General features: G+C 41.6%; 19 protein-coding genes. 4 read left to right on the forward strand and 15 right to left on the reverse strand.

Annotated features, from left to right (window positions below; genetic code table 11):
• Nucleotides 1-5: 5 nt before the first annotated feature.
• The 10 genes from D3P12_RS06355 to atpD all read right to left on the reverse strand — a co-directional run bounded on the left by D3P12_RS06355 (nt 6) and on the right by atpD (nt 11,722).
• Nucleotides 6-1,178 (reverse strand): 2-isopropylmalate synthase, encoded by a 1,173-nt coding sequence (locus D3P12_RS06355; RefSeq protein WP_118194193.1) that lies wholly within the window; start codon nt 1,176-1,178, stop codon nt 6-8.
• A 29-nt stretch (nt 1,179-1,207) separates the two neighbouring features.
• Nucleotides 1,208-2,302 (reverse strand): 3-isopropylmalate dehydrogenase, encoded by a 1,095-nt coding sequence (gene leuB, locus D3P12_RS06360; RefSeq protein WP_118194194.1) that lies wholly within the window; start codon nt 2,300-2,302, stop codon nt 1,208-1,210.
• A gap of 21 nt (nt 2,303-2,323) precedes the next feature.
• The gene (gene leuD / locus D3P12_RS06365) at nt 2,324-2,923 is read right to left on the reverse strand and encodes a 3-isopropylmalate dehydratase small subunit (RefSeq protein WP_118194195.1); all 600 of its coding nucleotides are present in this window, start codon (nt 2,921-2,923) and stop codon (nt 2,324-2,326) included.
• Between the two features lie 2 nt (nt 2,924-2,925).
• Nucleotides 2,926-4,323: a 3-isopropylmalate dehydratase large subunit gene (gene leuC, locus D3P12_RS06370; RefSeq protein WP_118194196.1), complete on the reverse strand. Its 1,398-nt coding sequence runs from the start codon at nt 4,321-4,323 to the stop codon at nt 2,926-2,928.
• 133 nt (nt 4,324-4,456) lie between these two features.
• A complete protein-coding gene (gene ilvC / locus D3P12_RS06375) occupies nt 4,457-5,515 on the reverse strand; it encodes a ketol-acid reductoisomerase (protein ID WP_118194197.1) in 1,059 nt (352 codons plus the stop codon).
• A 56-nt stretch (nt 5,516-5,571) separates the two neighbouring features.
• Entirely contained in the window at nt 5,572-6,162 is a 591-nt protein-coding gene (gene ilvN, locus D3P12_RS06380) for an acetolactate synthase small subunit (RefSeq protein ID WP_118194198.1), read from the reverse strand.
• A gap of 12 nt (nt 6,163-6,174) precedes the next feature.
• A complete protein-coding gene (ilvB, locus tag D3P12_RS06385) occupies nt 6,175-7,923 on the reverse strand; it encodes a biosynthetic-type acetolactate synthase large subunit (RefSeq protein ID WP_118194199.1) in 1,749 nt (582 codons plus the stop codon).
• A gap of 26 nt (nt 7,924-7,949) precedes the next feature.
• The gene (ilvD, locus tag D3P12_RS06390) at nt 7,950-9,629 is read right to left on the reverse strand and encodes a dihydroxy-acid dehydratase (RefSeq protein ID WP_118194200.1); all 1,680 of its coding nucleotides are present in this window, start codon (nt 9,627-9,629) and stop codon (nt 7,950-7,952) included.
• 333 nt (nt 9,630-9,962) lie between these two features.
• Nucleotides 9,963-10,208 (reverse strand): ATP synthase F1 subunit epsilon, encoded by a 246-nt coding sequence (gene atpC, locus D3P12_RS06395; protein WP_118194201.1) that lies wholly within the window; start codon nt 10,206-10,208, stop codon nt 9,963-9,965.
• An 11-nt stretch (nt 10,209-10,219) separates the two neighbouring features.
• Nucleotides 10,220-11,722, reverse strand: a complete 1,503-nt coding sequence (gene atpD, locus D3P12_RS06400; RefSeq protein WP_118194202.1) for a F0F1 ATP synthase subunit beta — start codon at nt 11,720-11,722, stop codon at nt 10,220-10,222.
• A gap of 210 nt (nt 11,723-11,932) precedes the next feature.
• Between atpD and D3P12_RS06405 the strand changes: the two genes are divergently transcribed.
• From D3P12_RS06405 to floA, 3 genes are all read left to right on the forward strand, one after another.
• Nucleotides 11,933-12,835, forward strand: coding sequence for an SDR family oxidoreductase (locus D3P12_RS06405; RefSeq protein WP_157970266.1), 903 nt, complete (start codon nt 11,933-11,935; stop codon nt 12,833-12,835).
• A 55-nt stretch (nt 12,836-12,890) separates the two neighbouring features.
• On the forward strand, nt 12,891-14,222 hold the full coding sequence (locus D3P12_RS06410) for a dicarboxylate/amino acid:cation symporter (protein WP_118194204.1): 1,332 nt from the start codon (nt 12,891-12,893) through the stop codon (nt 14,220-14,222).
• 110 nt (nt 14,223-14,332) lie between these two features.
• Nucleotides 14,333-15,313, forward strand: coding sequence for a flotillin-like protein FloA (floA, locus tag D3P12_RS06415; RefSeq protein ID WP_118194205.1), 981 nt, complete (start codon nt 14,333-14,335; stop codon nt 15,311-15,313).
• A gap of 197 nt (nt 15,314-15,510) precedes the next feature.
• On the opposite strand, the gene uxuA is transcribed toward floA, so the two are convergent.
• Nucleotides 15,511-16,674 carry a mannonate dehydratase gene (gene uxuA, locus D3P12_RS06420; RefSeq protein ID WP_118194206.1) on the reverse strand — a complete coding sequence of 388 codons (1,164 nt, stop codon included), beginning with the start codon at nt 16,672-16,674 and terminating at the stop codon, nt 15,511-15,513.
• Between the two features lie 202 nt (nt 16,675-16,876).
• Here uxuA and D3P12_RS06425 point away from each other — a divergent pair, with 202 nt between their 5' ends.
• Nucleotides 16,877-17,674, forward strand: a complete 798-nt coding sequence (locus tag D3P12_RS06425) for a response regulator transcription factor (RefSeq protein WP_118194207.1) — start codon at nt 16,877-16,879, stop codon at nt 17,672-17,674.
• 127 nt (nt 17,675-17,801) lie between these two features.
• Here D3P12_RS06425 and D3P12_RS06430 read toward each other — a convergent pair whose 3' ends face one another.
• From D3P12_RS06430 to D3P12_RS06445, 4 genes are read right to left on the reverse strand one after another with little or no spacing between them, the layout of a single operon-like run.
• Nucleotides 17,802-18,935: a DUF4998 domain-containing protein gene (locus D3P12_RS06430; protein WP_165438722.1), complete on the reverse strand. Its 1,134-nt coding sequence runs from the start codon at nt 18,933-18,935 to the stop codon at nt 17,802-17,804.
• 22 nt (nt 18,936-18,957) lie between these two features.
• Nucleotides 18,958-20,148: a DUF5000 domain-containing lipoprotein gene (locus D3P12_RS06435; protein ID WP_118194209.1), complete on the reverse strand. Its 1,191-nt coding sequence runs from the start codon at nt 20,146-20,148 to the stop codon at nt 18,958-18,960.
• Between the two features lie 20 nt (nt 20,149-20,168).
• The gene (locus D3P12_RS06440) at nt 20,169-22,061 is read right to left on the reverse strand and encodes a RagB/SusD family nutrient uptake outer membrane protein (RefSeq protein WP_118197002.1); all 1,893 of its coding nucleotides are present in this window, start codon (nt 22,059-22,061) and stop codon (nt 20,169-20,171) included.
• Between the two features lie 11 nt (nt 22,062-22,072).
• Nucleotides 22,073-25,252 carry a SusC/RagA family TonB-linked outer membrane protein gene (locus D3P12_RS06445; RefSeq protein ID WP_245977404.1) on the reverse strand — a complete coding sequence of 1,060 codons (3,180 nt, stop codon included), beginning with the start codon at nt 25,250-25,252 and terminating at the stop codon, nt 22,073-22,075.
• Nucleotides 25,253-25,288: the final 36 nt, after the last annotated feature.

Raw genomic sequence — 25,288 nt, forward strand, 5'->3', positions numbered from 1 at the left:
AATATCTATGCGTTTAAAGTCGTCTTATTTACCAAGTCAGTTAAATCATCGTCAGTGATGTTCTTTTTTCCGTCCGCTAAGTCTAGGAACTTATGGTATACAATATCCAATTCTCCTTTTTCTAGTTGGAAACCAATGCGCTCCAAATGATGTTTTAACGCATGTCGGCCACTTCGTGCAGTTAAGATGATGTCCGCTTCGTCCAACCCGACGTCCTCTGGTTTGATAATCTCATAATTTTCGCGATGCTTCAAGAACCCGTCTTGATGAATTCCAGAACTATGAGCAAAAGCGTTTCGTCCCACAATCGCTTTATTAGGTTGAACAGGCATATGCATCATGCTCGCAACCTTACGGCTGATAGCGGTAAATTGTTTGCTATTGATGTTTGTTTTTAGACCATCAAAAGCATTCTGATGAACCTGGACGATCATAGCGACCTCCTCTAAAGAGGTATTCCCTGCCCGCTCACCAATACCGTTGATCGTACACTCGACCTGTCGGGCGCCTGCCAATACACCGCTGATTGAATTGGCAGTTGCTAATCCCAAATCATTATGGCAATGAACGGAAATAATCGCATTATCAATGTTTTTTACATTTTCTTTCAAGTATTGGATCTTGGCAGCATATTGATGCGGTAAGCAGTAACCATTTGTATCTGGGATATTTACCACGGTTGCGCCCGCAGCAATTACAGCTTCAATCATCTTTGCCAAATATTCGTTATCGGCACGCCCAGCGTCTTCTGCGTAGAATTCTACATCTTCAACCAATGATTTTGCATATTTGACTGCAGCTACGGCGCGTTCCAAGATCTTTTCACGCGTACTGTTAAATTTGTACTGGATATGCATGTCAGATGAACCAATACCTGTATGAATCCTGCCTCTTTTTGCATATTGCAGTGATTCTGCTGCAACTTTGATGTCGTTCTCATTAGCACGGGTCAACGCACAAATAATTACATCTTTTAAGTTTTTAGATAGTTCAACGACGCTTTGATAATCGCCCGGACTCGATACAGGAAAACCTGCTTCTACAATATCGACACCTAATCGCTGTAGTTCTATTCCAATTTCAACTTTCTCAGGGGTGCTTAATTGACATCCCGGTACTTGTTCGCCATCGCGAAGCGTTGTGTCAAAAATATAGAGGTGATTTGGATCATGTAACATAATAAGATCTTTTTACTGTTTAATAAATTCTATTGGACGACTTGCTTTTGAGCTTCGATTGCTTCAAGGACCTTTGCACCCATATCCGCCGTACCCAAAATATAATCTTTTGATGTAGAAATATTGGTGATATCGGTTGTTCGGTAGCCTGCCTTTAGCGTATCAGAAACCGCATTTGTAATCGCTTTAGCTTCTTCTTTCAACCCAAAACTGATCTCTAACATCAGAGCTGCAGATAGGATGGAAGCGAGTGGGTTTGCAATGTTTCGGCCAGCGATATCATGAGCTGAACCGTGTATAGGCTCAAAGAAACCTGTACCATCACCAACGGATGCGGAAGCTAACATACCCATAGAACCGGCAATCTGCGAAGCTTCATCCGTCAGGATATCGCCGAATAAATTAGCGGTCAGAACCACATCAAATTTTCGAGGATTCTTAACCAGCTGCATCGCTGCATTATCGATAAACATGTGTTCAGTTTCGACATCCGGATACTGCTTGCTTACTTCTTGAACTACATCTCTCCACAAACGCGAAGTTTCTAAGACATTCGCTTTATCCACCGAACATAGGCGTTTACTTCTCAAACGCGCCGCTTCAAATGCTTTTACCGCTATCCGTTCTATTTCATAACGATGGTAATTCATCAAGTCAGATGCAAAACTTCCGTCTTCGGCTTTATGTTTTTCACCGAAATATACATCACCCGTCAATTCACGGAAAAAGAGAATATCCGTACCTCTTAAAATTTCAGGCTTAAGACTTGAAGCATCCAGTAATTCATCAAAGAGTAGAATCGGGCGTAAATTAGCATACAATCCTAATTCCTTTCTTATTTTCAATAAGCCCTGCTCTGGGCGTATTTTAGCTGACGGATCGTTATCATATTTTGCATGACCAATTGCACCGAAAAGAATAGCGTCACTGTTTTTAGCTTTGTTCAGAGTGTCTTCAGGTAGGGGAGAACCGGTTGCTTCTATTGCTACATGTCCCATGATAGCCTCATCGAACGAAAATTGGTGACCGTATAAATCCGCAATTTTCTCAAGCGAAGCTTTGCCCCATTTTGTTACCTCCTGTCCAATGCCATCTCCGGGAATTACTAGAATGTTTTTTTCCATAGATTATCTTATTACGAAAGCTTAAACATATTGGCGTCTAAGCTCGTATTCTTCAATTTTATCTTTGTTACTTAAAATAAAGTCAATATCATCGTAGCCATTTAAAAGACAGGCTTTTTTGTAGGGATTAATCTCAAATTTAGCAGTTTCTCCCGTAGGAATCAAAGTTATTTCCTGTGCTTCCAGATCCACTTTAATTGAAGCATCGGAGTCTTTATAGATTTCTGTAAAGATGCTTTGCAAAAACTCCTCAGATACTTGGATGGGCAGGATACCGTTATTTAGCGCGTTCCCCTTAAAGATATCAGCAAAGAAGCTGCTGATTATCACATCGAACCCATAATCGCCTAATGCCCATGCTGCATGTTCACGACTACTCCCGCATCCAAAGTTTTTACCAGCAACCAAAATGTTTCCCGAGTAAGTGTCATCATTTAATACAAATTCGGCTCTTGGATTATTCTCTGAATCGTAACGCCAGTCGCGAAACAGGTTTTCTCCAAAACCTTCGCGCGTTGTCGCTTTTAGAAAACGCGCTGGGATAATTTGATCGGTGTCTATATTTTCTGTCGGCAATGGTACTGCCGAGGATTCTATGTTTTTAAATATTTTTGTTGCCATTTCTATATCATCTCTCTAATATCTGTAACTTTTCCAGTAACCGCTGCAGCCGCCGCCATCAACGGACTAGCTAAGAATGTTCGTGAATTCGGCCCTTGTCTTCCTTCAAAATTTCTATTGGAAGTAGAAATACAGTATTTCCCCGCTGGAATTTTGTCTTCATTCATGCCTAAGCAAGCACTACAACCCGGTTCTCGCAAAGCGAAGCCAGCTTCAACAAAGATCTTATCAAGACCTTCCTCTTTAGCCTGTTGTTCAACCTGTTTCGAACCAGGAACAATCCAAGCAGTTACATTATCAGCTTTACGCTTCCCTTTAACAAAGTTAGCGACCTGCCTTAAATCTTCTATTCGTGAATTCGTACAACTTCCGATAAATACATAATCAACATGGTGACCGAGCATCGCTTCATTATCCTTCAACCCCATGTAGTCCAAGGATTTTAGATAGGATTGTTGTTCTTGCTTATCGAACTCATTCCGATCTGGAATATTTTGAGAGATACCGATTCCCATTCCTGGATTGGTTCCGTATGTGATCATGGGCTCAATATCTTCGGCTTTAAAATTTAAGATCTTGTCAAACTCGGCATCATCATCAGAATAAAGCGTTTCCCAATACGCCAATGCTTTGTCCCACTCTTCGCCTTGCGGAGCAAACTTTCTACCCTTTATATAGTCAAATGTTGTCTGGTCTGGGGCAATAAGACCTCCGCGCGCACCCATTTCAATACTCATATTGCAGATCGTCATCCGACCTTCCATGCTTAATGAACGAATAGTGTCACCGGCATATTCAACAAAATACCCAGTACCACCAGCTGCGGAAATTTGTGAAATAATATATAAAATAATGTCTTTGGCACCTACCCCTTTCTGCAGTTCTCCATTCACTTCAATTTTCATTCTTTTTGGTTTCTGCTGTAGCAGGCATTGAGTAGCTAGAACCTGCTCAACCTGCGATGTACCGATACCAAAAGCAATCGATCCGAAAGCACCGTGTGTTGAAGTATGGCTGTCTCCGCATACGTAAGTTCCACCCGGACGGGTTATGCCTAACTCGGGTCCGATAACATGCACAATCCCTTGAAAAGGATGTCCTAAACCGTAGAGCTCGATTCCAAATTCATCACAATTTTTCGTTAACATATCCACCTGTACTCTCGAGAGCTCTTCCTGGATAGGTAGGTGTTGGTTTATAGTTGGAACATTATGATCAGCCGTCGCTACTGTCTGCTTTGGCCTAAAAACTGGAATATTTCTTTCTCGCAGGCCATTGAAGGCTTGCGGGCTAGTTACCTCATGGATAAAATGAGTGTCGATATATAAAATATCCGGAAAACCTTCCCGATTACTCACCACATGATTATCCCAAATCTTATCGAACAATGTTTTCCCCATAGTATGTTTTCTTGTCTTTTGTTTTTTAAATAATCTATCCACTTAGCCTGACTTTTCCTGTTTTCACAAGAATCAAGCTAAGTGGAAGTAATAAAAACTTACTCTTTTAACGAGTAAGTTTGCTGTGTGTTTATTAGATCTCTTCTGTCTGATTTTCAGGACGAAGGCTACGTACAGCCTTTCCAGCCTGCCACATTTCGCTATCCTGAAGTTCTTTTAGTTCAGCATCAAGTTTAACGCGATAATCGGATTTGCTGTTACTGTCAATTGACCTTTGAGATTCTTTTCCAGTCGAAACGCTATCATAAAGCTCGTTAAATACCGGAAGGGTAGCATCGCGGAATTTTTTCCACCAGTCTAGAGCACCGCGTTGAGCTGTTGTCGAGCAATTTGCGTACATCCAGTCCATTCCATTTTCTGCCACAAGAGGCATCAATGATTGTGTTAGTTCCTCAACAGTCTCGTTGAATGCCTCAGAAGGGGAGTGTCCGTTATTACGAAGCACCTCATATTGAGCAGCAAAGATACCTTGGATAGCACCCATTAATGTTCCTCTTTCACCGGTTAGATCAGAAAATACTTCTTTCCGGAAGTCAGTTTCAAATAAATAACCCGATCCAACACCAATACCCAAGGCGATGGCGCGGTCTCTCGCCTTGCCCGTTGCATCTTGATGAATTGCAAAAGAAGAGTTTAGTCCTTTTCCTTCTAAGAATAAGCGACGTAAAGATGTTCCAGAACCTTTCGGAGCAACCAAAATTACATCAACGTCTTCGGGGGCTACAATACCTGTTTGGTCTTTGTATGTAATACCAAAACCATGTGAAAAATAGAGTGCTTTTCCAGCTGTTAAATGTTTTTTTATAGTTGGCCAAAGTGTAATTTGTCCTGCGTCAGATAGTAGATACTGAATGATGGTTCCTTTTTCAGCCGCCTCTTCAATTTCAAATAGAGTTTCACCTGGTACCCAGCCGTCAGCAACCGCTTTATCCCATGTTTTTGAGTCTTTACGTTGACCAATAATAACATTGATACCATTGTCTTTTAAATTCAACGCTTGCCCCGGTCCCTGTACACCGTATCCGATAACTGCAATAGTTTCGTCTTTCAATGTCTCTTGGGCCTTGCTCAAAGGGAATTCTTCCCGGGTTACAACTTCTTCTATCGTTCCACCAAAATTAATTTTTGCCATTGTTTTCTACTTTTTTTTGTTAGTATAAATTTAAATATAATAATGTTTATATAGAATTACATCGTGAAAACTTTGTCCTGCTTATCCAGAAACTCATTCTCTTTCACTTCTGGAGCTGGTTCTTCACGCTCAAACTCCTTGAGTTTCTTATGGAAGCCTTCACTATTTTTAATGATCGCAATTCGTCCACTTCGTACAAATTCAATTAAACCGAAGTTGGCCAATGCTTCTGTCAGCTTGTCAATATCTTCAGTATGTCCTGAAGTTTCAAATACCGTGTAATCATTTCTAATCACTACTGCGCGTGCTCCGTATATCCTAGCTAGGCGTTCAACATCAGCTCCTTCAGTTACTTTTTCGGTAGCAACTTTAAAAAGAGCTTGCTCTTGCCAGACAATTTCACTGTTGGTGTTGAAATACGCTTTCAAGATATCAACTTGTTTTTCGAGTTGTCGACACACTTTTCTAACCACCTCTTCACTTTCATTGATTAAAATAGTAAAGCGAAAAATTCCAGCGACTTCCGACGGTGAACCGCTGATACTTTCTATATTGATCTTTTTTCGGGAGAATAAGATAACGATTCTGCCGATAATTCCAACCTTATTTTCGGTATAGATGGTTAATGTATATTCTTGCTTTGTCATCTTCTTCGATTTTTATTTTAACCTGATTTCTGCAACGCTGCTTCCTTGTGCTACCATCGGGAAAACATTGTTTTCTTTTCCTACCATTACTTCAAGTAAATAGGAATCCGGATGATCCAACATGGTTTTCAATGCATCTTTCAATTGTTCACGTTCACTTATTCGTTGACCGTCAATATGGTAACCCTTTGCTACAGTTACAAAATCCGGACTGGTTATATCAACAAATGAATAGCGCTTGTCATTGAACAGTTGTTGCCATTGTCTCACCATTCCTAAAAACTCGTTGTTGAGAATCAAAATCTTTACTTTCGCACCAAACTGCATGATGGTACCCAGTTCTTGAAGAGTCATTTGAAAACCACCATCGCCAATAATAGCGACGATCGGTCGTTCGGGGGCACCGTACCAAGCTCCGATTGCGGCCGGGAGTCCAAAACCCATAGTCCCTAACCCGCCGGAAGTAACATTACTCTTCGACTGGTTGAACTTAGCATAACGGCAAGCTACCATCTGATGCTGGCCAACGTCCGTTACAATAACTGCATCGCCGCCAGTTAACTCGTTTAATACTTTGACAACTTCACCCATTGTCATGATATCGCTGCTTGGATTTAACTCCTCTTGGATCACTTCTTTAACCTCTTCCTTTTCCAGTTCACGGAAATGAGCAAGCCAATCAGTGTGCGATTTCTTGTCGACTAATTTAGTTAAAATAGGGAGTGTTTCTTTACAGTCACCCCATACCGCGACGGTGGTCTTTACATTTTTATCTATTTCTGCGGGGTCAATATCCAGATGAATAATTTTTGCCTGTTTTGCATATTTGTCAAGACGGCCTGTAACACGATCATCAAACCTCATTCCGATCGCGATTAAAACATCGCATTCATTGGTTAAAACATTCGGTGCATAGTTGCCGTGCATACCCAGCATGCCCACGTTTTGTGGATGATCGGTTTCTAATGCACTCAGACCCATTACTGTCCATGCAGCAGGAATACCGCTTTTTTCGATAAACTCTTTGAATTCTTTCTCTGCTTTTCCTAAAATAACCCCTTGACCAAAAAGAACAAGTGGTTTTTTTGCCTGATTGATAAGGTCAGCTGCCTCTTGTATGTGTTTGTTCCGAACAATCGGTTTTGGTCGGTAGCTTCGGATATGACTACATGGTTTGTAGCCAAGGTAGTCGAAGAGTTGAACCTGCGCATTCTTTGTTATGTCGATCAACACCGGTCCCGGCCTTCCCGAACGAGCAATATAGAATGCCTTGGCGAGCGCTTCAGGGATTTCACTAGCTTCAGTTACCTGATAGTTCCATTTAGTGACCGGTGTTGTAATATTGATCACATCCGTTTCTTGAAAAGCATCCGTGCCCAGTAAATGAGCAAAAACCTGACCCGTAATACAGACTATTGGGTTGCTGTCAATCATCGCATCTGCTAATCCTGTTATCAGGTTAGTTGCTCCCGGTCCACTCGTGGCAAAAACAACGCCGACTTTGCCGGATGTTCTGGCAAAGCCCTGGGCAGCATGAATGCCTCCCTGCTCATGCCTCACCAGAATATGCTTAAGTTTATCGTTATAATCATATAACGCATCATATATAGGCATAATGGCGCCCCCCGGATAGCCGAAAACAGTTTCGATACCTTCGGCTAACAAAGCTTCCAGGACTGCTTGAGATCCTGAAATTTGTGTCTTGGCAACAGTCTCGGTAGCGGTCTTGCTATCCTCGTTTTTTGTTTCTACCGTGTTCATATAATTTAAGCTATTAATAAAACATATTATTCATCTGTTACGCAGCCTTCACTTGCGTCTTTAACACTTTTGTGATATTTGTACAAAGCACCCTTGCTGACTGGTGGGGGTGGTTGCTTCCAGTTTAGACGACGTTTTTCTAATTCCTCATCACTTATCAAAACGTTGATTTCATTTTTTACAGCATCAATTCGGATGAGGTCGTTTTCTTGGATCAGCCCGATGTTGCCACCTTCCCATGCTTCGGGCGTCACGTGTCCAACTACAAACCCATGTGTTCCTCCCGAAAACCTTCCATCTGTAACCATTGCGACTGATTTTCCTAAACCGGCACCAATAATAGCAGAAGTTGGCTTTAGCATCTCAGGCATTCCGGGAGCGCCCTTAGGACCCACCTGCCGGATAATTATCACATCGCCAGCATGTACTTTCCCAGATTCAATTCCCTCAATCAACTCATATTCGCCCTCAAAGACACGTGCAGGTCCTTCAAAATATTCGCCTTCTTTGCCACTGATCTTTGCCACCGAGCCTTTTTGTGCGATGTTGCCATATAAGATTTGCAAATGTCCCGTTTTCTTGATCGGTGCCTCAATCGGATAAATAATCTTTTGATTTTCGAAATCCAAGTCTTGAGCCTCTTCCAGATTTTCAGCGACTGTTTTTCCTGTTACAGTCATACAATGACCATGTAACATGCCTTTTTTCAGAAGATACTTCATGACAGCCGGAATACCGCCTATTTCATGCAGGTCCTCCATGAGGTATTTACCACTCGGTTTAAAATCAGCGATTACAGGCGTTACATCACTTATTTTTTGAAAAGTATCTTGTGTGACTTCAACTCCGATGGCTTTCGCGATAGCAATGAAATGTAATACTGCATTTGTAGATCCCCCTAAAACCATTAAAGTTACAATCGCATTGTGAAATGCGTCGGCAGTCATAATATCAGAAGGTAGAATGTTTTTTTCCAATAGCGTGCGGATAGCTTTGCCCGCTTCTTCACATTCTTTTTCTTTATCACTGCTTAAAGCCGGATTAGAAGAACTATAAGGAAGGCTCATGCCTAGCGCCTCGATAGCGGAAGCCATTGTATTCGCAGTGTACATCCCTCCGCAGGCTCCAGCGCCCGGACAGGTATTTCTAATAATGCCTTGAAAGTCTTCTTCATTCAGGTTGCCTGCTATTTTTTGTCCTAACGCTTCAAATGCCGACACAATATTAAGGGCCTCTCCTTTGTATTGTCCGGAATGGATTGTGCCACCGTATAGCATAATAGAAGGTCTATTTAGTCTCGCCATAGCTATAAGTGATCCCGGCATATTTTTATCGCAACCCGGTATGGTGATTAGTCCATCGTAATACTGGCAACCTACAACAGCTTCTATAGAATCGGCAATGATATCACGGGTAGTTAACGAATAACGCATTCCCGGCGTGCCGTTTGACATGCCGTCGCTGACACCAATCGTGTTAAATATTAAACCAACTAAGTCTGCCTCCCATACCGATTTCTTAACTAGGTCTGCCAATCCATTCAGGTGCATATTACATGGGTTACCGTCATAACCCATGCTTGCAATACCTACCTGGGCCTTATTCATGTCTTCTGTTTTAAATCCAATTCCATAAAGCATGGCCTGTGCTGCCGGTTGGGTTGGGTCCTGAGTTAATGTTTTACTATACTTATTTAATTCTGACATCTTGTTGATATGATATTCTAATTGTTTTTTGTTTGCGAATTCAAGTTAATGGCTTCGGTTAGAATCGGCAAGGAAAAATCAAAATAAATTTATTTAGAATTTTATTTCGTAAAACAGGAATGTTGTGATATTATATATTTTGTACTTGTTTTTTTATTGTGATAAAAAGAAATAAAAATACCATAGACGAAATCGGTATTTGGTTCAATAATATGCTTGCATAGCGATTTTAACTGTTTTTCTGCGTAAAAGCACTCCCGCGACGGCAAAACCATAAAAAAAGCCTACAAAATTTGATTTTGTAGGCTTTTAGATTTTTTTTTAAAATATTGACTAGTCAACTACCGCTTCAGCTAAGACGATTATTTTGTTATCTAATACTTCAACAACTCCTCCCTTAATACCAATAATTTGTTCTTTATTGTTTTCATTGATAATGACATCACCGTCCGATAGGGTTGAAATGATGGGAGCGTGGTTCTTTAAAATCTGGAAGGAACCGTTTGTGCCCGGAACGGTAACGGAGGTGACCGTTCCTTCAAATACCAGTTTGTCGGGGGTAAGAATATTTAAAGTCATAATAGATTGGATTATCCCGCTTCGGCTAATAATTTTTTACCTTTTTCAATAGCTTCTTCAATGGTACCAACTAAGTTGAACGCTGCTTCTGGATATTGGTCAACCTCTCCATCTAAAATCATATTGAAACCTTTAATGGTATCTTTGATATCAACAAGAACACCCTTTAATCCGGTAAACTGCTCTGCTACGTGGAACGGTTGCGATAAGAAGCGCTGTACACGACGTGCACGTAATACCACTAACTTGTCTTCCTCAGATAATTCATCCATACCCAAGATAGCGATGATGTCTTGAAGTTCTTTATAGCGTTGTAGAATCTCTTTAACTCGTTGTGCTGTATTATAGTGCTCATCACCTAGAATAGCAGCGCTCAAAATTCTTGAAGTAGAGTCAAGAGGGTCAACTGCCGGATAAATACCTAATTCTGCAATCTTACGAGACAATACGGTAGTAGCGTCTAAGTGAGCGAAAGTTGTCGCCGGTGCAGGGTCTGTTAAGTCATCCGCCGGAACATATACTGCTTGTACAGATGTAATGGATCCACGCTTCGTTGAAGTGATTCGCTCTTGCATCATACCCATCTCAGTTGCTAAGGTAGGCTGGTAACCTACAGCAGAAGGCATACGACCTAAAAGTGCTGATACTTCTGATCCGGCTTGCGTAAAGCGGAAAATGTTATCGATAAAGAAAAGAATATCTCTTCCGGTACCTTCTCCGTCTCCGTCGCGGAAGTACTCGGCGATCGTAAGACCTGATAAGGCCACACGCGCACGTGCACCAGGAGGCTCGTTCATCTGACCAAAAACGAAGGTTACTTTCGAATCTTTTAGTGCATTAGCATCAATGTCTTCCAAGTTCCATTCGCCTTTCTCCATGCCTTCCATGAATTTATCTCCGTAATTGATAATTCCAGATTCAAGCATTTCGCGGATAAGATCGTTTCCTTCACGAGTTCGCTCACCCACGCCCGCAAATACAGAAAGACCCGAATAGGCTTTCGCTATGTTATTAATAAGCTCCTGAATTAATACGGTTTTACCAACACCCGCACCACCAAATAAACCAATTTTACCACCTTTAGCATAGGGTTCTAGCAAATCGATTACTTTGATACCCGTAAATAAAACATCAGATTCGGTAGAAAGATCCTCGAATTTAGGAGGGGTATTGTGAATAGAACGACCTGATGATTTTTCAATTTTTGAAAATCCATCAATCGGGTCACCTACAACGTTAAATACCCGGCCTTTGATTTCTTCGCCGATAGGCATTTTGATCGGTCCCTCGGTATCCGTTACGTCCATTCCACGGAACAGACCCTCGGTTGAATCCATGGCGATCGTACGTACAGTTTCTTCACCTAAGTGTTGTTGAACTTCTAAAACAATACGTTGTCCATCTGCTTTTTCGATTTCTAAAGCGTCGTAAATTTTCGGAAGGTTGGCTCCATTAGCAAAGCTAACATCCACTACCGGACCAATGATTTGTGCTATTTTACCAATGTTGGGCATAAAGAAGCTATTTTTTTAATATAAATAGTTAACGATTTACGTCTTATTCATCAGACCTAATTTCGGACTGCAAAAATAAGGTTTATACTCGGATTTCAAACAGATTCTTCAAAAGAATTTTATTTTACGCTAATTGGACAAAAGATGGTTGATAAATCATAGGGAAAGAGATATTTATATTACTTTCGCAATGAACGAAACATGACCGTTATGAAGAAAATTCTTGTAACCGGAAGTAATGGTTTTATTGGCCAAGAGCTGGTGAATCAGATACTACTTAGACAAGACATGAACCCAATCGCGTTGTCTCGGGGGGATAATAGGATTCAGCATGAAAAAGAATTCATTTATCAATCTGCCGATGTTTGTGATGAAGAGGCTTTGAAGTCGGTCATAGAGGAATACAAACCCGATACGGTCATTCATACGGTGGCCTTGGCCAATGTGGATCAATGTGAAGCGGATCCTGCTGAATGTAACCGTATCAATGTTACTCCTGTACAGCATCTGACCCGAATGGCCGAACAATTTGGTTTTCACTTAATTTACCTTTCAACTGATTTTATATTTGATGGTTTGAACGGACCTTATAAAGAAGAGGATGAAGCACGTCCCCTTAATCATTATGGTGCCAGTAAGTATGAAGCTGAACGAATCATACAGCAATCCAATAGTCTTTGGTCGATTGTACGAACGATCTTAGTATATGGTGCGCCTCGCGATCGTAATCGTTCCAACTTCGTATTATGGGTGAAAAAGTCGTTAGAGAATAAACAGGAAATACAAGTAGTGACAGATCATTTTCGCATGCCGACCCTTGTAGATGACCTTGCTGAAGCCTGCCTAACTATTGCTGCTAAAAGGGTAACGGGAATTTATCATATCAGTAGTGAAGAACTTTTCAGTGTATATGAAATCGCGCAAGAGGTGGCTGATTTCTGGAATCTGGATAAATCGTTACTAAGACCTGCCAAATCAACTGAGCTTGCATCCAAGGTAGAAAGACCCTCATATACTGGGTTTAATATCGATAAAGCCAAGGAGGATTTAGCTTTTTCTCCATCCAGTTTAAAAGAGGGTCTTGAAAAGATAGACCATGCCTTTTTTCGCTAAGCTATAATTTTTTCTATTTTTACCGAAAATAACACTGAACCACAATAAAACCTTTATGGCGAAGACTAAGAAAATAGCTTTACATACCAAGATTTTGATCGGCATGATTGTCGGCATTGTAGCAGGTGTCATAATCAAGCAACTGGGTTTAGATCCAGAAACATTACAAACCATAATTGCTTGGGTAGAACCGGTAGGGCAAATATTCTTAAGGATGGTCTTCATGACCGTAATACCTTTGGTGTTTGCTGCTTTGGTTATGGGTATTGCTGAAATCGGAGATCTGAAGCGCGTGGGACGAATAGGGGTGAGGCTCTTGTTCTACAGTTTAATTGTGAGTTCTGTTTCTGTGTTTATTGGGATAACCCTCGTTAATGTGTTTGAGCCCGGACACAGCTTGTCGCCCGAAACACGTGATTACTTAACAACCGAGTTTAAAGATCAATCTGACGCGGCTTCTCAAAATGCAGAGTTTGCCAAGGAACGGACTGTCGGCGATATTGTAACGAACATCGTGCCTAAAAACCCCTTAGCAGACATGGTAAGAGCTTTTGATGCGAACTATACCGGTGGCGGACTTCTGGCCGTGATGTTTTTCGCATTAATCTTTGGAATTGCCATGGCTTCGGTAGATGAGGAAAAAACCGTAACACTGAAGGCCTTTTTTGAGGGATTGTATGAAGTCGTCATCAAGATTATCGGTTATGCCATGCAGCTTGCTCCTTATGGTGTAGCCGCATTGCTTTTTAATTTAACTGTCAGCGTAGGAGCCTCGTTTCTACTTGTGCTACTTAAATACGTGTTGATTGTTCTGGCAGGTTTAGCCATCCATCAATTTGTTACCTATTCTATTATCCTTAAGTTTTTCGCTAATAGAAATCCTGCTGAATTTTTTCGTAAATCATCTGAAATTATCATTACAGCTTTTTCAACAAGCTCCAGTAATGCAACGTTACCTACCGCAATTTCAGTCAGTATCAATAAGCTGAAAATACCTAAGCCGATCGCGAACTTCGTTCTTACCATTGGTAGTACCGCCAACCAGAATGGTACCGCATTATTCGAGGGGATTACCGTGCTGTTCTTGGCTCAGTGCTTTAATGTCGAACTAAGTCTTATGTCGCAGGTAACGGTTGTTTTTCTGTGTATTTTGGCTGGTATCGGCACGGCTGGTGTGCCGGGAGGTTCTCTTCCGGTGATTGTGACAATATTGGTGTCCATCGGCGTTCCGGGCGAGGCAATCGGACTTATTTACGGTGTTGACCGCATCTTGGATATGTCAAGGACCGTATTGAATGTGACTGGCGATGTTACTGCAGCTGCTTATATTCAGAATATCGAAGATAAGTCTGAGTTTAAAAGCATCGGCCTGGAGGAAAATCCATAAAGTCGTTTGTTTTTAATTTTCACATCCTATTGTTAGGAAATTCCATGTCAGGAAAGTATCTTTAAGAAATTTAAAACAAATTAACTTTAAAATTAACCTTACTTTTTCACATGGATCCTTCAATTATTTTTATGGTAATTGGCATTGTCGTTGCCATATTCATACTGCTCTATTTTTTACCGGTCAATCTTTGGTTTACTGCCCAATTATCAGGCGTGCGTGTAAATCTGTTGAACTTATTGCTGATGAGGTTGCGGAAAGTATCACCTTCATTGGTCGTAAATTCGATGATTATCTCAACAAAGGCCGGCTTGAATATCACATCCAACGAAATTGAGACCCACTATTTGGCCGGCGGGAATGTGAATCGGGTGATTAAGGCCCTAATCTCTGCTGACAAAGCCAACATTCCTCTATCTTTTAAATCGGCTACTGCGATCGATTTAGCCGGGCGGGATGTGTTTGATGCAGTTCAAATATCCGTAAATCCGCGCGTCATCAATACTCCCCCTGTTGCTGCGGTTGCAAAGGATGGTATTCAGCTAATTGCAAAAGCCAGGGTAACGGTACGGGCAAATATTAACCAGCTTGTGGGTGGTGCCGGAGAAGAAACTATTCTAGCTCGCGTCGGAGAAGGCATTGTGACAACAATCGGTTCTTCCGAGACTCATAAACTCGTATTGGAAAATCCCGATCGTATTTCTAAAACTGTTCTCGAGAAAGGCTTGGATAGCGGAACAGCTTTTGAAATTCTCTCCATCGATATAGCAGATATCGATATCGGCGAGAATATTGGAGCAAAATTACAAACCGATCAAGCAGAAGCTGACCTGAAAGTAGCAAATGCGCGAGCTGAAGAACGGCGTGCCATGGCGGTTGCTTCTGAGCAGGAGATGCGTGCTAAGGCGCAAGAAGCGCGTGCCAAAGTGATTGAAGCTGAAGCTGAATTACCTCTAGCAATGGCAGAAGCTTTCCGGAGTGGCAATTTGGGTGTGATGGATTATTATAAAATTCAAAACATACAGGCTGATACAGATATGCGAGACTCTATTTCGAAACCTGGAGATAAGCGAAGAGGCGATAAAAAATAACGAGTAATTTTCCTGATATTTTGCGGATATCATGGAGAAACCTTGGTTTACATCATAGTGGATTCAAACTGCATTGATGCCGTATTAGGTCCGCATTTCTTGACGAAAAATGCGGACCCAATGCGGTTAATTTCGGAATTCATTTCACTTGGATCCTAAAGAAGGTCTTAACCAGTTCAGAAAAAGTCTTTTCCGAGTTACATCAGCTCGTTAAGGCCTGCTTCAAGTCCTCGAAGTTCGGCGAGTGCCTTTAACCTGCCGATTGCTGTATAGCCATGGTAGACTTTTTTGTGTAGATCATCTAACATCTGATGCCCGTGGTCTGGGCGCATCGGAATCCGTCGGTTTTCTTTGCGCATTAGGAGGATGGCTTCTTTCACCAGTTTCACCATGTTTGCATTGCCCTCTAAGTGATTCGCTTCATGGAAATTTCCGTTGCCTTCGCGTTGAACGCTACGTAAATGTAAGAAGTAGATTCTAGACCCTAAGCGCTGAATCATACCGGGTAGGTCATTCTCTGGACGCACTCCATAAGATCCGCTGCAGAAGCATAGTCCATTGGAAACACTTGGCACTGATTCTACCAAGAACGTTGCATCTTTCTCAGTACTCATAATACGGGGTAAACCGAGTACCGAAAAGGGCGGGTCATCGGGGTGGATAGCCATTTTTATATTGTTTTTTTCAGCGGTACCGATGATGTCTGAAATAAATTGAATGAGATTATTCCTTAACTTCTCTTCGTTGATATCTTTGTATTGGTCTAGCAAGCCTAATACATCAGAGACTGCGAAAACGCCCATGCTTCCCGGTAAACCTTGTAAACAGGCATTGCTAAGACTTTCCTGTTCATCGATTGACAGTTTGTCAAAATAGGCCTTTGCCTGATCGATTTCATCGGTAGAATAATCTTTTTCTGCGGTAGGCCTCTTTAATATGAAGAGGTCAAAGGCAATAAAAGCTAGCTTTTCGAATCGTAGTGTACGTGCCCGTGTTGGAGTCTCAAAAATAAGATCGGTACGTAGCCAATCCAATATCGGCATGAAGTTATAGGTCACGACCTCAACTCCGTTCTTGGCAAGGTTAACAAGACTTGTTTTATAGTTCTCAATATAGTCTTGGTAGTTGCCATTTCTCTTTTTGATGTCTTCATGGACGGGAAGGCTTTCAACGACGGTCCATTTTAACCCTTCGGCTTCGATCAGGTTTTTGTGTTTTTCAATTTCTTCTGCGGACCATATTTCTCCTGGTTCGATATGATGCAGGGCTGTAACGACCTCTTCGCAACCTGCTTGCTTAATGTCAAGGAGGCTTACTGGGTCATTAGGACCGTACCACCTCATCGATTGAATCATTTTCATCTATGATAAGTTTAATATTTATTGATTATAAACGTAAGGTAACGAAAATAGACATAAAAAGCTTTATAACATAAAAAAATTAATTTGAATGCAATCGGTTGCAATTGTCCGGGTAAATATGTACTTTAGTTTTTGTAATTTTTTAAAGTCGAACCAATAGTTCTTTGTTGGAAGCCTGATCAATCATTTCAAAAAACCAATTATGATGAAAAATCTTGGAATTACGCCTTCGAAAACAACCATACTCATGGTAAGTGTAGAGCAGGAAAGGGTAGGACTTATAATCGATCGTTTCATGCCCCGTTATGAAGTTTTATTCGCTTTCGACGAGGATGAAGCAATGCATTATCTGGATAGAAAGATTGTGACCCTCATTATCGGTAACGCGTCGGATTCGATTAACAAAGGTTTTGATTTATGTAAGAAAGTTAAATATTCTCGTCACCATTGTCATATCCCGATTATCTTACTGGTCGGAAAAGACTCATTATCTGTTAAGATCAGAGGATTCGAATATGGCGCAGATGCTTATGTAGAGACACCGGTTTTCGCTCCTTATTTAGAAGCACAGGTTAATTCTCTTTTAAAAAATAGAAATCGGGTTAAAGAGCATTTCGAGACGACTAGTACGAATTCCTTTTTTACGAGGAGAATAGATGATTGTGAGGAAAGCTTTATACATGAAGTCGATTCGGTCATTCAGCAATATTTGGATGATCCGGGATTTGATGTTGAATTTTTAGCAGAAAAACTTCATGTGAGCAGACCGACGCTCTATAGGAAAATCAAGTGTGTAACTAACTTCAGTCCGAATGACCTAATTAATATGGCGCGACTGGACGAAGCTTTGGGTCTTCTCTCTGCTGGTTATCGGGTTTATGAGGTGTCTGATAGGGTGGGATATAGCTCTCATAGTCATTTTAGTAGAAATTTTCAAAAATATTATGGGATGAATCCGCGTGAGTATATTGCCAATAAAAAACTATCGATGGTTGTATAGTCCAGTATTTTCTGCTTTATACCTCCAATTCGGGGCTCAAATTGGAGGCATAAAATAAACAGGACATGCAGTTGATTTCCTCTCATTGGTTCCATTACGCTACTTGAGCTTGGTTCTAGTTTTCTATTTAACGAGTATAAACTCCTGCTTCATGCATATTTACATTCTTAGAATTGCCGTAATCATCAATAAAGGTAAATTTAAAATATTGAAATTCAGATGATTCCTCTAGTTGGAGATAGACTGGAACGCCCGCACCGCCTCCGTTCCTTTCCAATACATGCGTTCCCAAAGAAGTCCATATATTCCCATCGTTACTTATTTCTATATCAAGGGTTCGCGTTGGATTTAGGCTTCGCTGATAGAAATAGAAACCTTCAATATTTTCTGTCATATTGCCCATATTAATAATTACCCAATGTGGATATGTATTTTCACTGGCAATCTCATTGACGAAAAGGTTTGTGAGGTTTCCGTCAATGAGATTAATGGCTAGTCGACCACCTTTTACATCTTCGCTGGAAGCTGTGATAGACCATCCTTCTGTACTGATAGGCACAGGTGAACCTTTTATTCGTAGCGAAGAATATTCTGTATAAAAGGTATCAATAGCTAGTCTGCTCGGCAGATAAAGTGTACGGTGACGGAATGTTTGTGGAGTGAAATTGGGAATGATCGTAGTAGCCTCCATTCCGTTGACAAAGATTTTTTCTTCTTTTCCTTCACTATCGCTATAGAAAACTTCCGAGCCAATGGCTGTCGTATCAGGAAGTGCTCCCCAGGCTATATGCAATGCTCCTTCATCCATTTCTGTTCTGTCGATCGGCCTAGTCAATAGAGAGCTGATATAATTTCCCCCATAGACTTTAGCTATTACTTCAATTTTGATCGATCGATTGCCTTCGTCGTCGAATGTGAAAATTTCGAAAAGATAATTACCTTCTTCGAAATCATCAAAATATACCTTTACACTGTCTCGTTCGCTACCGGACCGGTCGATCGGCACATCGATCGAATCCAAACGATTGTTCCAGAATATTCTCGCTTTAATCGCTTTTGGATCCGATGGAGTTTTCCATGCTAACAAAAGTCGATTGTGTCCAGGGTGAATGTGAATTGTATCTGGCCGGCCAGTATAGATGAGCTGTCCTTCCTCGAGGAACTCTTTATAGGTGTCGTTCATCTTAGAACAACTAGCTGCCGAAATGATTACTAAGATGGCAAGCAGTAAGTTGTTTCTATAGCTATTGATCAATTTCATATTTTTATCGTTTAAAATTATCCTATTGTAATTGACCCCAAAACGTAAGTTCTGTGATATAGATATAGTCCACATAGCCCCAGGTTTCTACTGTCTTAAATCGAAGATACCTAACTGGTGGTGTGCCCGTTGGGAAGATAAAATCCTCGCCAGTTGTTGTGGCATACATAGCATCTTCAGAAGTGACTGGGCCATCACCCGACGGTTTATATGAATCGCAATCCATTAGTTTGGTCCAGCCATCCCAACTGCCATCAGGAGCCGGTGGGGTGAGCGAGCCATAAACTTCTAATTTTTTAGGAGAACCTAGCTGATAAGCCCATTGTGTTCCTGGTCCTCGATGAAACAATTTAAAACGACTCAACACAGCCGTCTGTCCCATGTCAAATGTGAACGATTGCGGCATGTTAGAACCTGGTTTTGTATGGAAAACAGGTACCCCGCCATTAGGACCAATTCGATCGTCCCACATTTTATCAACAGTATGGTTGTTCTGTGGGTGCGGTTCATAAGTATCGTTCTGAAGAAAAACACCGTTAAAGTCATTCTTTGGAATGAGCTGCTCGAAAACGGGTGTTCGCGTAGCGGTAAGCGTGTCCGATAGGTTACCCCAGCGGTCGCGGATGACCGCGCCGAAGATTGTTGGCTTTGCCTCAAAGCCCCGAACGGAATGGATGCCCTCTAAAGCTTTTGTATAATAGGTTTCGATTTCGCGCATTCGACCAGACGAATCGACTAACAGTGTTACGGCCAAGCTAGCTTCTCCACTATTCGTAAAGGATATGGTTATTCCTCCAAAAGTCTCAGCGAAGTCCAGCGAAGAAAATGCTTCTTGTAAGGGAGACTCTAAGGGCCGAATCTTGACGGTGACTGGACTAGATTGTTTTTCCCCTTTACTTACCGCGTAGAGAGTTACTTCGTATTCGTCCGTAGACGGGAACCCATCCACGATTACCTCATCGGTGTACAAAGATGACTTCGTTTCTCTAGTATAATCGGGTCGGATATTGTAGACCGCTTTTACATAGCGTAGACTTTTGTCGTTTGGTAGATCATATGTAATTCGCGCTCCGCCCGGGAGGCTTTCTACTTGCACATTGCTGATAGGTCCGGGTGCTGCATCATCATCAATAGGTTCAGTATATTTTTCTTCTGAACAGGCATTGATAAAAACAAATGCTATAAAAAAGTAGAGTAATGCAAAATTCTTCATGGTTTATAACTTTAATGATTTTACCACCCGGGGTTTTGAACCGTATTCTTATTTGCTAATAATTCGTTTTCACGAATAGGCCAAAGGTAGTCACGCGTTGTGAAGCTTTGTTGAAAAAGCACCTTTTCTCTGTAATACCCTTCAGGTGTGCGTTGTTCGATATCCCAACCTGTAATTGGTTTGTTTAATTCTTCTGTTGCTTTTTTCCACCTCCGTAAATCCCAATAACGTTGACCTTCCAAAGCAAGTTCTATGAGTCGCTCACGATGGATTATTTCACGCAGACCATCTTGATTGAGCGGTTTTGTTGGATTTACAGAATGTTGGTTCCAGGAATCAACAACCCCTGCTAAACCGGCTCGTTCGCGTACTAGGTCAAGCCATTGATAAACCTCAGATGATGGGCCGTTGGATTCATTTAATGTTTCAGCATAAAGTAAGTATATATTTGCCAGACGAATAGTTGGCCAGGGGTATTGTTCTCGATTATAGCCGGTCGCAGTAATTACATTGGTGTAGTTAACGAGTTTTTTTGCCCAATAACCTGTTGCATTAAATGTGCTGTTAGTAACATTTGATGCGGGATCGCCTTTTTTGGCGGATACAAAGAATGCCTCTTCTTCGTTAAACTTTCCTTGACCGAACCAGATACCGCCGTCGAAACCTAAGCTTGCGTAAAATCGCTGTTCACGGTCAAAATTGAGATTCGCGGTTGTGTATCCTAATTTAATTAAATGGTCTTCCTCAGCTGAGGCTTGCCTTAAGTTAAATCGGCCTGCATAATCCCACGCTTTGTCTTCTTCAATTGGCACACCATTTTTTGAATAAAACATGGATGCTATTTTAATGGGAACCCCTGCATTGCCTCTGGCTCCAGCACTAGCACGATTTGCTGGATCAAGACCGCGAGGAGTGGCCTGAACTTGCATATTATCAGTCATACTATTGGAGTGGCCCCAAATAATTTCATCGTTCCACTTTTCGGTGACTGCATTGCGAATATTCATCTGAATCTCCATATCTGGCGAAACATTGTATTGCTGTCCACTTTGGCTATAATAATAAAGTCGGGCGCCTGCTGTTTCGGCTGCTTCGATGGCTAACCGGCAGGCTTCTTTGGCACGTTCCCATTTTTCGGCTGAATAGGTGGTGCTGAAGATTAGGTTCCCCTGCTTGTCTTTAAAATTGGCATAGTCGGGATTCCCATTAAAGAGAGGACTGGCAGCCGTTGTAAGTATATAGGCTTTTACCGCCAATGCGATTGGCTGGGTAATTCTACCTAGTTCTGTCGATTCATTTAGAATTTTGGGAGGAAGGTCGGCGGTGGATTCATCGAGTAACTCAACCACATATTCGAAGCACTCATCCAACGTATTGCGAGGAACTTTTACTGTTTCAGGGTTTGCATCAATCGGGAGATTCTCCTTCTTTAACGGGATCGGGCCATACATTCTAATGAGATAGAAGTGATAGTAAGCCTTTAAAAATTTAACTTCAGCGATCCATCTTAGTCGTTCGCTTTCCTCCATATCGGGCACGACACCTATATTCTCGAGAAAAATATTGCAGTCGCGTATGGCTTGATAGAGGTCGTCTCCAGAACGGGTTCCTTGCCAATAATTAAGAAAGGGATCGACTAAATTCTGATTGCCTTGAGCAATCTGCCATCCGGGAGTAATATAGTTGTCATGTAGCCATATTTCATCTCCTGCAGTAAATGCTGGATTCTTTTCTATGTTGCTTAGTTTAGGTAAATAGCTATAACAACTGAACAGAAAGCGTTCTGCGGATACCCTCATATTGAAAGAATTATCAATTGTAGCTACATTATCGGGTACGATATCCAGATAGTTTTGACAGGATCCGAAAGTGAGACCGGTGATCAGGCTGACGTATATATATAGTTTTTTCATGATCATGATTCTTAAAAAGATGCTTGTATTCCAATATTATAGACTTTTTGTACTGGATATCGGAGACCGTTGCCGGCCATTTCTATGTCCCATAGGTCAAACTTGCTCCAAGTAAGAAGATTGGTGCCGTTAGCATATATTCTTAGGTTGCTAATTCTGATCTTTTCGGTCATATGCGTCGGAACAGTATATCCCAATTCAACCTGTTTAAGTCGCAGAAATGCGCCATTACGCAGAAACCAAGTACTCGATTGAATATTGTTTTCAATAGGGTAGGTGCTTAAACGAGGAAATAGCGCATACAAATCTCGGTTATCTTCCGACCAGTAGCTGTCTGCGTAAGCTTGCAGTAGTTGATTGCGATAGAGTATTCCTGAATCACGTTCTTGATCGCTATAGTGATAGGGAACGAAAGGGGCGGTAGCTTCAGGGTCGATCCAAAATGATTCACGAGCCAGACCCTGAAAGAAGGTAGAAATGTCAAAATTCTTAAAACCATAAGAAACACCGAAGCCGTACACAATTTCTGGCATTGTTGGATAGCCGATAGGCACCATGTCCAGTTCGGTAATTTGCCCATCTTTATTGATATCCCGATATTTGATGTCACCTGCTAAATACTCACCGAAATTTTGTCTCGGTGAGTTCGTTACCTCTGCTTCGTCAACAAAAAGACTTTCTGCAATGTATCCCCAGCGTTGATTAATAGGGTATCCAACTCTCGATTTCCACCATTCATTGGTATAGTCGTATTCTTCGAAGATTTCGTATGCACTGGTGGCGTAAGTAAAGTTTGCCCGGGCTTGTATCCAGGATCCATTAAGAAAAGACTGATTATAATCCAATGAGAAATCGATGCCTTCTCCTTTTGCTTCACCGATGTTAGCTGCCGGTGTAGCCCATAAACCCATTGACGCAGGTGTTGAAGCGCGACTCTGGAGGATATTGGTACGATGTTCCCGGAAATATTCAGCAATAATGTTCCAGCGTTTCGATATACCCAGCTCTAATGCGATATTTGTCTTTTTTGCAGTTTCCCAGGTAATATTCAGGTCTGAGTATCTAGAAATAGAAACACCATTTCTAGGGTATCCATTGTTAGTTCCGAAAACGGCACGACGATTTTCGTCGTTTGGATTCACTTCCGATAAATACAGAAATCTGCCTGCGCCAATTGCGTCGTTGCCAACAAGGCCGTAGGTTCCCCGTAATCTGAGATTCGTGATGGTTTCCTTGAGTGGCTCCCAGAATTTTTCATTTGAAATCGTCCATGCTAAACCGGCCGAAGGGAAAAAGCCAAAGCGTTGTGCTTTATAAAAGCGTTCAGATCCGTTGTATCCAAAATTAAATTCCGCATAATAACGGTTATCATAGGAGTAGGTAGCCCTTCCTGATAGACCGACATTCCTAAATGGTAACGATTCTTGTAGGGTAGCAGAGTTTGCGTCTAGTGCTTCCCGAAGAATATAGACCAGCATACCACTTACATTATGTTTTTCAGCGAATGTTCGATTGTAATTGACAGCTGTCTCAAGGTAGACTGTCGAGCTAATTGTTTTTTCACCCGGTTGATAACTCAAATAATCTTCACCATCGTCGGGGTTAATGATGTTGACTTGATAGGTATTGTCGCGTAAGTTGTAGGCTCCTAACTGATAGTAGAATGGCTCGTATTGCCTAATTACGTCGAAAAATGATATGCGGGCGGTATTGACCAGTCCTCTGGCACTCAAGCCTTCGGTTATGAAACCGAAATCTTGTTGTAATTGAAATTGAGCATTCATGTTAGAGCGTGCATAATCTTTATAGCCTCGCACCATATCTGCATATGGATTCAGGTAATTTCCATCCTCAAAGTTTCCAAACATGATGTGTTTCACAAAACTATGATCAGCATCGACCGGATAATAGGCTGGGAAAAGGACAGGATTTGCTCTCATAACTCTCGTATAAAAACCTCCACCAGAGTAAATTGGACCAGTATAATCATCGAAGGTTCCTGAAAGTCGGGTAATTAATTCGGTTGTAGGGGTAAGGTTGATATTTACATTGGCACGTAAAGACGAGGTTTTGAGATTGATATTATTATTGAAGTTATTGCGATTGTCTACCTTTAAAACGCCGTTATCCTGATTAAACGAGCCTGCAACATAGTATCGAGCGACTTTTCCACCTCCGCTTACACTTAAATTTGCCCGTTGGTTGATAGCATGATCTTTAAATAGTTCTTCCCTCCAGTCTGTAGAAGGGAAAATTAGCGAGTTGGATCCTAGGACTGTATTGTTTATTTTTTCATCGGAATAGAGCAGACGCCCTAAGGGGTCCCTAGTGAGGATCGCCTCATTGTTCAATCGCATATAGGTTATCGGATCAGCAAGTTCGACGTCTTGTGTTGGGCTCGAAACTGAATTTTCGAGCCTGAAAGAAACGCGGGCTTGACCTTCCTTTCCTTCTTTTGTGGTTACTAATATTACCCCATTAGCACCTCGTGCTCCGTACAATGCCGTTGCTGTTGCATCTTTCATTATCGAAAAACTGGCAATATCGTCGGGATTTAGTCGAGCGAGATCGGTAGAAGTGAGTTCGATGTTATCTATTAGGATTAACGGGTCTTTTTTATATCCGAATGTGGTAACGCCACGAATAAAGAACTCTGCATTGTCAGCACCTGGTTCGCCGCTTCGTTGATAAGCAATGACTCCGGCCAGGCGCCCTGCAAGAGCGGTGGTTAGGTTACTCGAAGGAACTTTAAGCTCGCTAGGATTGATTGATGTAACAGAACCAATTAGGTCAGTACGTTTTTGTGTGCCAAATGCGACGACCACAGCCTCGCCTAACTGAGTAGAAGAAACTTGAAGTGTTACATCAATTGAGGTTTGATTGCCGATGACTATCTCGTGTGGATCGAAACCAACCATGCTAAATACCAAGGTTGTATTGGGATTGTCTGGAACTTCCAGAATATATTTTCCGTTCAGATCGGTGGTCGTGCCCTTTGTCGTATTTTTTATGGTGACGGAAACACCGGGGATCGGCCCGACGGAGTCTCTGACAGTGCCATATACTTCTTTCGTCTGTAAGATTTGCTCTTTGTCCTGATCGATCTCATTTCCTTGGGCTTCAAAGGAAAGAACGGTGGACATGAGAATCAGAAAAGCAATACATCCAAAGAGTAATGAATTGTTCATCATATCACTTTAATTTAGGTTAACGTATGAATTGGTTTG

Origin of the sequence: Pedobacter indicus, from assembly GCF_003449035.1 — a bacterium.
Classification (GTDB): Bacteria; Bacteroidota; Bacteroidia; order Sphingobacteriales; family Sphingobacteriaceae; genus Albibacterium; species Albibacterium indicum.